8 protein-coding genes and 1 pseudogene are annotated in these 9,035 nt (G+C 45.3%); 8 read left to right on the plus strand and 1 reads right to left on the minus strand.

Features of this window, described 5'->3' with window-relative positions:
• Window positions 1–76: 76 nt before the first annotated feature.
• A complete protein-coding gene (cysK, locus tag E2626_RS15790) occupies window positions 77–1,000 on the plus strand; it encodes a cysteine synthase A (RefSeq protein WP_134382901.1) in 924 nt (307 codons plus the stop codon).
• A gap of 316 nt (window positions 1,001–1,316) precedes the next feature.
• Here the strand turns inward: cysK and murB are convergent.
• Window positions 1,317–2,216: pseudogene (gene murB, locus E2626_RS15795) on the minus strand (UDP-N-acetylmuramate dehydrogenase); the annotation flags it as partial.
• A gap of 218 nt (window positions 2,217–2,434) precedes the next feature.
• On the opposite strand from murB, the gene E2626_RS15800 reads away from it, so the two are divergent.
• From E2626_RS15800 to lysS, 7 genes are all read left to right on the plus strand, one after another.
• Window positions 2,435–3,826, plus strand: coding sequence for an anthranilate synthase component I family protein (locus tag E2626_RS15800; protein WP_424955144.1), 1,392 nt, complete (start codon window positions 2,435–2,437; stop codon window positions 3,824–3,826).
• Window positions 3,823–4,413: an aminodeoxychorismate/anthranilate synthase component II gene (gene pabA, locus E2626_RS15805; RefSeq protein WP_134382905.1), complete on the plus strand. Its 591-nt coding sequence runs from the start codon at window positions 3,823–3,825 to the stop codon at window positions 4,411–4,413. Before E2626_RS15800 ends, pabA begins: the two co-directional genes overlap by 4 nt.
• Complete coding sequence (pabC, locus tag E2626_RS15810) at window positions 4,410–5,252, plus strand: aminodeoxychorismate lyase (RefSeq protein ID WP_134382907.1); 843 nt, start codon at window positions 4,410–4,412, stop codon at window positions 5,250–5,252. Before pabA ends, pabC begins: the two co-directional genes overlap by 4 nt.
• Before the next feature lie 10 nt (window positions 5,253–5,262).
• The gene (gene folP, locus E2626_RS15815; RefSeq protein ID WP_134382909.1) at window positions 5,263–6,075 is read left to right on the plus strand and encodes a dihydropteroate synthase; all 813 of its coding nucleotides are present in this window, start codon (window positions 5,263–5,265) and stop codon (window positions 6,073–6,075) included.
• 1 nt (window position 6,076) lies between these two features.
• Window positions 6,077–6,439, plus strand: a complete 363-nt coding sequence (gene folB, locus E2626_RS15820; RefSeq protein ID WP_134382911.1) for a dihydroneopterin aldolase — start codon at window positions 6,077–6,079, stop codon at window positions 6,437–6,439.
• Window positions 6,440–6,961: a 2-amino-4-hydroxy-6-hydroxymethyldihydropteridine diphosphokinase gene (folK, locus tag E2626_RS15825; RefSeq protein ID WP_134382913.1), complete on the plus strand. Its 522-nt coding sequence runs from the start codon at window positions 6,440–6,442 to the stop codon at window positions 6,959–6,961. It abuts the gene before it with no gap.
• 172 nt (window positions 6,962–7,133) lie between these two features.
• The gene (gene lysS / locus E2626_RS15830) at window positions 7,134–8,621 is read left to right on the plus strand and encodes a lysine--tRNA ligase (RefSeq protein ID WP_134382915.1); all 1,488 of its coding nucleotides are present in this window, start codon (window positions 7,134–7,136) and stop codon (window positions 8,619–8,621) included.
• The last annotated feature ends 414 nt before the right edge of the window (window positions 8,622–9,035 follow it).

The raw sequence follows: 9,035 nt of genomic DNA on the forward strand, positions 1-9,035 counted from the left end.
TGAAAATTTCCACTTTAATTGTTACATTTGCATTATGTAAAAACCGATCACATTACTAGGGATTAGGAGTGAGGAAATGGTACGTATTGCAAATAATATTTCTGAATTAGTAGGTCAAACGCCAATTGTGAAACTGAATCGTATGGCGGATGAAAATTCTGCAGAAGTTTACTTGAAGCTTGAATACATGAATCCGGGCAGCAGTGTAAAAGACCGGATTGCCCTATCAATGATCGAGGCTGCAGAGCGTGATGGCAACCTGAAAGAAGGCGACACCATTATTGAGCCGACGAGTGGTAATACGGGTATCGGACTTGCGATGATCGCTGCAGCAAAAGGTTACCGTTCAGTGCTTGTCATGCCTGAGACCATGAGTATGGAAAGAAGAAACCTGCTTCGCGCATATGGTGCAGAGCTCGTACTGACACCAGGTCCTGATGGAATGAAGGGTGCGATCAAAAAAGCTGAAGAGCTGGCAGAGGAAAAAGGATACTTTATGCCTCAGCAGTTTAAAAATGAGGCTAACCCTGAGGTTCACCGTCGCACAACAGGTAAAGAAATCGTTGAGCAAATGGAACAGCTGGATGCTTTTGTATCAGGTATTGGTACGGGCGGAACGATCACTGGTGCAGGTCAGGTGCTGAAAGATCATTATAAAGATGTAAAAATCTACGCTGTAGAGCCTGCGGATTCAGCGATTCTGTCCGGTGGCAAGCCTGGTCCTCATAAAATTCAGGGAATCGGTGCAGGATTCGTGCCTGATATCCTTGATACAAAAATTTATGATGAAGTCATTCAGGTAACAAATGATCAGTCATTTGAAACAGCGAGAAGAGCGGCCAGAGAAGAAGGAATTCTTGGCGGGATTTCTTCAGGTGCAGCGATTTATGCAGCGCTTGAAGTGGCTAAGAAGATGGGCAAAGGCAAGAAAGTCCTTGCTGTTATTCCGAGTAACGGCGAACGCTACCTGAGCACACCGCTTTATCAGTTTGAAGATTAATGTTGCAGACAGTCCCTTTGCGGGGGCTGTTTTTTTGGTTATTGGGCGGGAGGCGGGAGATGGTTCTTAGAATGAACGATGATGTTCGTGGAATAACACGGTGTGTTCGTAGAACCGACGTGGAGGTTCTCAGAAAAAATACAGTGGTTCAAAGAATATCAGCCATGATTCGTAGAATAGTATCTTTTGGACTATCTTGTTTTTGCTGTATTGCGTAAGTTTCTGCCTCATCCAGTCGTCTCCAGTAACCCGCGCCGTCCCGCAAACAAAAAACCGGAACCCATCCCCCAAGGATGAATTCCGGTTTTTGCAATAGTTAAGTACGCCCAATGACGCGTACTTCCTTTTCTAAATCCACGCCAAACTTCTCTTTTACCGTTTTTTGTACGTGGTGCACAAGATTCAGATAATCTTTTGCAGTCGCATCGCCTTTATTGACGATAAATCCGGCGTGCTTCAGAGAAACCTGGGCACCACCGATTTGAACACCCTGCAGATTGGACTCCTGGATCAATTGTCCGGCGAAATGGCCGGGTGGACGTTTAAATACACTTCCGCATGAAGGGTATTCAAGCGGCTGTTTGGATTCGCGCAAATATGTGAGCTCATCCATTTTTGCTTTAATTACATGCTGTTCGCCCTGATCGAGTACAAATTCAGCTTCAAGCACAATCCAATTCTTTTTTGGAATTGCGCTTGTGCGGTAATCGAATGCCATTTTTTCAGCAGGTAGTCTTTCAACGTCGCCTTCTGGTGTCAGCACAGTAACATGTGTGCATACATCTTTGATCTCTCCGCCGTACGCGCCGGCATTCATATAGATCGCGCCGCCGACACTTCCCGGAATTCCGCATGCAAATTCCAGACCGCTTAATAAGTGATCGTGTGCTGCTCTTGATACTTCAATAATTGGCGCACCCGCTTCAACGGTAATTTTTTCATGCTCAATTGTCATATTCGTCAGTGACGTTGTTAAAATGACGAGCCCTTCAATGCCGCCGTCCTGGATCAATACATTGGATCCGTTGCCGAGTACCATCCAAGGCAGGTTATTTTTCTTCGCAAAGGTTACGGCTTTGGTCAATTCTTCAATTGACTCAGGAATTGCAAGGTAATCTGCATTCCCGCCGATTTTTGTATACGTATAATCTTTTAACGGTATATTCTTTTGAATCATAGTGTGCCTCCTGTGTAATTCTGCTTTCTGTAAGTATAGTCACAGTTTGCAAGGGACGTTCTCCATTTACATACAAAAGCTCCTCCTGCAGAAAAGTGCCTGCTGAAAAGGAGCCGCTTTAATGAATAAAGTATATGGAAATTAAGCCAAAACGTCAATTTTTTATCAGTACTACCTGTACCACCTGTTGAATTGTTTCGTGTATGATTGAGGCAGAGTCTGCTTATTGGGAGTGAAACTTCTTGAGTTCATACACAATTACTTATCAAACAACGAAAACTACTTTAGATACATTTTATTATACCGCTCAGAAAATGGCTGAGCACGAAGAACGTCATATGTTTTTAGAAAGCGGCAGAGGCGGACGTTACAGTATTGCCGGAATAAAGCCGTTTGCCTGGGCAAATGGAAAAGGTGATCAACTCTCTGTTCAAGAAGATGGTGAGAAAACTACTTACACCGGAGATTTACTGAAAAGTCTCCTGGAATGGATGAAGCCTTACCGTACAGAGCCGATGACCGAGCTGCCTGATTTTCAGGGAGGGGCGATCGGTTATATCAGCTATGATTACGTTCGTTCAATCGAAAAACTGCCGGAACATACTGAGGATGACCTTGGGCTGCCGGATGTGTGTTTTTTGATTTTTGACGAGTGGATGGTGTTTGATCACCAGACAAACACGCTTTACTTCATGGTGCTTCACCATTATGAGCACCCTGCCGGTGAAAAAGTTGAATCCTTGGTACGTCAGTGGAAAGAAGCAGAGACACCAGAAGCGCCAGAGAGATCAGCTCCAGAGGGAACATCTGATGACATGACTGTATCAATGGAAGAAGAGTCATTTTGTGAAGCAGCAGAAGCGATCCGTCAATATATTGCCCAGGGTGATGTATTCCAGGTGAATCTGTCTGTGCGTCAATCCAAACCGCTCGCAGTCAAAGCTTCAGATGTGTATGAAGAGGTGCGCAAGCTTAACCCCTCACCGTATATGTCTTACCTGCATTTGCCTGATGTTCAGATTGCTTCAGCTTCCCCGGAGCTTTTGGTGAAAAAAGACGGAACCGAGTTGAGCACGAGGCCGATCGCAGGAACACGTTCGCGTGGTCAGACACCTGAAGAAGACGAGTCACTTGCAAACGAATTGATTCATAATGATAAAGAACGCGCAGAACACGTCATGCTTGTGGATCTGGAACGTAATGACCTGGGGCGGGTAAGTCAGTATGGCAGCGTGGAAGTAAATGAGTTCATGGTGATTGAAAAATACTCGCACGTGATGCACATCGTCTCGAACGTTCGCGGTACGCTGGATGAACAGCATGATGAGGCGGACGTGATCCGGGCAGTATTCCCGGGCGGCACGATTACTGGTGCGCCAAAAGTTCGCACGATGGAAATTATCGAAGAGCTTGAGCCGGTCAGAAGAGGGTTGTATACAGGCTCAATCGGCTGGATCGGATTTAACGGGGATCTTGAATTGAATATCGTGATTCGCACCATGCTTGTAAAAGATGGACAGGCACACGTTCAGGCGGGTGCCGGCGTTGTAATTGACTCCCATCCGAATAGAGAATATAAAGAGTCGCTGAAAAAAGCGCGTGCCCTCTGGCAGGCAAAAGACCAGGCGGAAGGAGTGACATCGCTGTGATCTTAATGATTGATAACTACGATTCATTTACGTATAACCTTGTTCAGTTTCTAGGGGAGCTTGGAGAAGAACTGGTTGTAAGACGAAACGATGAAATCACGATAGAAGAGATCGAACAGCTGAATCCGGACTTCCTCATGATCTCACCAGGGCCATGCAGCCCGGATGAAGCGGGGATCAGTCTAGAAGCGATCCGTGCATTTGCAGGGAAGATCCCAATCTTCGGTGTATGTCTCGGCCATCAGTCGATTGCTCAGGTGTTTGGTGGAAATGTCGTACGTGCGACACGCCTGATGCACGGGAAAACGTCTGAAATGTATCACGACGGTAAAGGTGTAAATAAAGATTTACCGATGCCGTTTACTGCAACACGCTATCACTCGCTCATTGTTGAAAAACATACACTGCCTGATGAACTTCTCATTACCTCCTGGACAGATCAGGGCGAAATCATGGGTATCCGCCACGAGACGCTTGCGGTTGAAGGCGTACAGTTCCATCCGGAGTCGATTATGACCGATCAGGGTAAAAAGCTGCTTCAGAACTTTCTGGATGCTTACCGCGTTCGTGAGGCAGAAAGCGTATGAAACTCTGGCTGAATGGAGACATCATGGAGGAGGCAGAAGCGCGCATCTCTCCTTTTGATCATGGCTTTTTATATGGCATGGGGGCGTTTGAGACGTTCCGAACGTATAACGGGTTTCCCTTTTTGATTGGTGATCATCTGAAAAGACTGCAATTTGCGATGGATAAAATGGGGATTGAAGCAGATCTCACCATTGACGACTTGAAACTAATGGTCGAACAGTTAAGAGTCGCAAACGGCGGTGAGGACGGATACTTCCGTTTAAATGTGTCAGCTGGTGTAAGGGGAATCGGGCTTGATCCCTCTCCCTACAAGGAACCAATGATCATGCTGCTGCAAAAAGCACTTCCGAAACCGCCGGCTGAACGTCACGCCCAGTGGCTGAAGCTCCGCCGCAACACACCTGAAACCGATGTGAGGTTGAAATCGCACCATTATTTTAATAACCTTGCTGCGAGAAAAGAAGTAACGGACGCGAAAACTGAAGGTATTTTTTTAACAGAAGACGGCGTGATCTCTGAAGGGCTGGCATCAAACGTTTACTGGGTAAAAGATGGAACGCTTTATACACCTGATGCATCCACCGGTATGCTCGAAGGCATCACGAAAAAAATGGTGCTTGCACTTGCACAGGCTGAAGGAATTCCTGTAAAAGAAGGCCGATTTAAACGTGAAGATGCTGAAGGTGCCAGTGAGTGGTTTTTATCAAATTCGATTCAGGAGATTGTCCCGATCAGTCTATTTGAAGGTCAAAGCTTTCCGATCGACGGGCCGGTGTGCAGTATCCTAAAATACTTATATAAAAAAAAGACCAAATTGCAGATTGAGTCAGTTGAATGAGGTGAGGCAGATGAAGGCGGGAACGTATACGCTGGATTTTACGAAAAAAACATATGTAATGGGCATTTTAAATGCAACGCCCGATTCATTTTCAGACGGCGGTCAATTTAACACAGTGGAAGCAGCTGTTGCACATGCCAGACAGATGGCGGCAGACGGAGCGGACATCATTGACATTGGCGGTGAGTCGACAAGACCAGGCTATACACCGGTATCGGCAGAAGAAGAGATTGAGCGGGTTGTTCCGGTGATTGAAGCAGTGCGTCGGGAAGTAGACCTGCCGATTTCGATTGATACGTTTAAATCTAAGACAGCTGAAGCGGCTGTTAAAGCAGGTGCGCATATCATTAATGATATCTGGGGTGCAAGATATGATCCTGAAATCGCTGAAGTGGCTGCAAAGCACAACGTCCCGATTATCTTAATGCATAACCGGGAAAAGCGGGAGTATGAGAACTTTCTTGACGATGCACTGAAGGACCTTGAAGAAAGCATTGAAATTGCAAAAAAGGCCGGCGTCACAGACGAACAGATTATTCTTGATCCAGGCGTTGGGTTTGCAAAGACGTTCGAACAAAATATAGAGATCACGAGACATGTCGATCGCGTAGTGGATATGGGCTTCCCTGTGCTGCTTGGCACTTCAAGAAAATCGATGATCGGCAAAATCCTGGACCTTCCTGCAGATGAGCGGATTGAAGGGACGGGAGCGACAGTGTGCTTTGGTGTGCAAAAAGGCTGCCACATTGTCCGTGTACATGATGTGAAAGAAATTGTCCGTATGACCCGCGTGATGGATGTACTAACCGGAAAGGGTGAGTAAGATGGATAAAATTAAAGTCAATGAGATGGAGTTTTACGGTTACCACGGTGTATTTAAAGAAGAAACAAAGCTTGGTCAGCGTTTCCGTGTAAATGCAGTGCTTGAGCTTGACCTGTCCAAATCGGCTGCTTCTGATAGCGTGGATGATTCCATTAATTATGCTGACGTCTATAACGTGTGCAAAGAAATTGTAGAAGGTGAACCGCTGAAGCTTGTTGAAGCGGTGGCTGACAGAATCTGCTCACGTATGCTCAAAGAATTTGACCTGCTGGACCGCATTACGATCGAAGTAGTCAAGCCGGACCCGCCGATTCCAGGTCACTATCAGTCTGTTGCAATCGAACTTACCCGGAGCAGAAGCTGAATGCATACAGCTTACCTGTCGCTCGGCTCGAATATTGGTGATTCTAAAGACAACCTTCAAGGAGCTGTAAGGCTGCTTGATGCAGGTTCATCTATAGAGGTGACAAAAGTTTCTTCTATTTATGAAACAGATCCTGTGGGCTTTACAGATCAACAGGTGTTCTTAAATATCGCGATCGAAGTAAAAACCACACTTGCGGCTGAAGAACTGCTGGATGAAGCGCAGAAAATCGAGCAATCACTTGGTCGTGAGCGAAAAGTGCACTGGGGACCCCGTACGATCGATCTTGACATTTTGCTCTACAATACAGACAATGTGAAGTCAGATAGGCTGTCCGTTCCGCATCCTCATATGCATGAACGAAGCTTTGTTCTCGTTCCGTTGAATGAAATTGCCCCGGATGCTGTACACCCTTTAACAGGTAGCAAGATAAGCGAACTGTTAACACGTACAGGCAGCGAGGGCGTTCGTCTGTGGAAACAAACTGTCCAACAGTGCAAGGAAAAATTTTTTGCGCTTTAATGAAAGAAGCTGCCGTTTAATTCCGGCAGTTTTTTTATGGAGCCAGCGTTAATCCGGTAAAAAAGGCTTTAGGGGTGTACGCACGTTTTATATTGTGTAAAATAGACAAGTATTCAAAAACACAGAGATCATATTTGAATCATAGATAAAACATTGAAAAGGAGTGATGAACATGAGTCATGAAGAATTGAATGACCAGTTCCGCGTCAGACGCGAAAAAATGGAAGCTATACGTGAACAGGGTAACGATCCGTTCGGTAAACGATTCGACCGCACACACGCTTCAGAAGAGATCAAAAAAGAATTTGGTGAGCTTTCTAAAGAAGATCTTGATGAGACGCCGCACGAAGTAACAGTAGCAGGACGCATCATGACAAAGCGTGGAAAAGGGAAAGCTGGCTTTGCGCATATCCAGGACCTTCAAGGCCAAATCCAGCTTTATGTCCGTAAAGATGGAGTAGGGGAAGAAGCGTATGAGCTTTTCAATACTGCAGATCTTGGAGATATCGTTGGTGTAAATGGAACAGTTTTCCGTACAAAAGTAGGCGAACTTTCTATTAAAGCGACAAGCTTTGAGCTGTTATCTAAATCACTTCGTCCGCTGCCTGAAAAATTCCACGGCTTAAAAGACGTTGAGCAGCGCTACCGTCAGCGTTACCTTGACCTGATCACAAGTGAAGACAGCAAGAACACATTTATCGCCCGCAGTAAAATCATCCAGTCGATGAGACGCTACCTTGATAACAACGGTTACCTGGAAGTTGAAACACCGATGCTGCATTCAATTGCAGGAGGAGCGGCTGCACGTCCATTCATTACACATCACAACGCATTAGATATGGAGCTCTACATGCGTATCGCAATCGAACTTCACCTGAAGCGTCTGATCGTTGGCGGCCTTGAGAAAGTATATGAAATCGGCCGCGTATTCCGTAATGAAGGAATCTCAACGCGCCACAACCCTGAGTTCACAATGATCGAACTGTATGAAGCATACGCAGATTACAATGACATCATGGACCTGACTGAAAACCTGGTCGCTCATATTGCGCAGGAAGTACTGGGTGCTACAGTTGTACCTTACGGCGATTTCGAAGTAGATCTTACGCCTAAATGGACACGCCTCCACATGGTAGATGCAATCAAGAAAGAAACAGGCGTAGACTTCTGGCAGCAAATGTCCAATGAAGAAGCACATGCTCTTGCAAAAGAGCATGGCATAGATGTGAAAGATAACATGGAGTACGGTCACATCGTAAATGAATTCTTCGAACAGAAAGTAGAAGAAACGCTTATTCAGCCAACATTTATTTACGGTCATCCTGTAGAAATCTCTCCTCTTGCAAAGAAAAATCCAGAGGACGAGCGCTTCACAGACCGATTTGAACTGTTCATCGTTGGACGAGAGCACGCAAATGCCTTCACAGAGCTGAACGATCCGATTGATCAGCGTGAACGTTTCGAAGCGCAAATGAAAGAAAAAGCTGAAGGCAACGATGAAGCACACGAAATGGATGATGATTTCATTGAAGCCCTTGAATACGGTATGCCGCCAACAGGCGGACTCGGTATCGGTATCGACCGTCTGGTGATGCTGCTGACGAATTCTCCTTCTATTAGAGACGTACTGCTATTCCCGCTTATGCGTCACAGAGATTAATTAGATGAACCGCTGCTTGCTGAAGCAGCGGTTTTTAAAATCAGTATTGTAAGTGTTTTGGGTTAAATAGAAGCGGGATTCAGCTTAGTTTAACTTGGTTTTGATAGTGTAATAGAACTTCCTGGCAAAGGATCAGCCGTAACTCTTGTTAACTTGATTATGAATGTTTTATAGTCTGTGAAATTAAATTCATCTTTTTGATAAAAAACTATTGTCACGAAGCCGGAGCCGTGATATATTATTATTCGTTGCCGCAATAACAGACGGCAGCATCGAAAAATAAAGTGAAAAAAGTTGTTGACATCATATCGAGAGAAATGGTAAGATAACTAGGTCGCCAAAAACGACGCACACTTTACAAGAAGTACTTGAACCTTGAAAACTAAACAACCAAACGTCAACGTTTAAGATTTT

This window comes from Jeotgalibacillus salarius (assembly GCF_004405125.1).
Lineage (GTDB): Bacteria > Bacillota > Bacilli > Bacillales > Jeotgalibacillaceae > Jeotgalibacillus > Jeotgalibacillus salarius.

Coding starts and splice junctions, on each gene's coding strand:
- cysK (WP_134382901.1), top strand. CDS start 77: ATGGTACGTATTGCAAATAATATTTCTGAATTAGTAGGTCAAACGCCA.
- pabC (WP_134382907.1), top strand. CDS start 4,410: ATGAAACTCTGGCTGAATGGAGACATCATGGAGGAGGCAGAAGCGCGC.
- folP (WP_134382909.1), top strand. CDS start 5,263: ATGAAGGCGGGAACGTATACGCTGGATTTTACGAAAAAAACATATGTA.
- folB (WP_134382911.1), top strand. CDS start 6,077: ATGGATAAAATTAAAGTCAATGAGATGGAGTTTTACGGTTACCACGGT.
- folK (WP_134382913.1), top strand. CDS start 6,440: ATGCATACAGCTTACCTGTCGCTCGGCTCGAATATTGGTGATTCTAAA.
- lysS (WP_134382915.1), top strand. CDS start 7,134: ATGAGTCATGAAGAATTGAATGACCAGTTCCGCGTCAGACGCGAAAAA.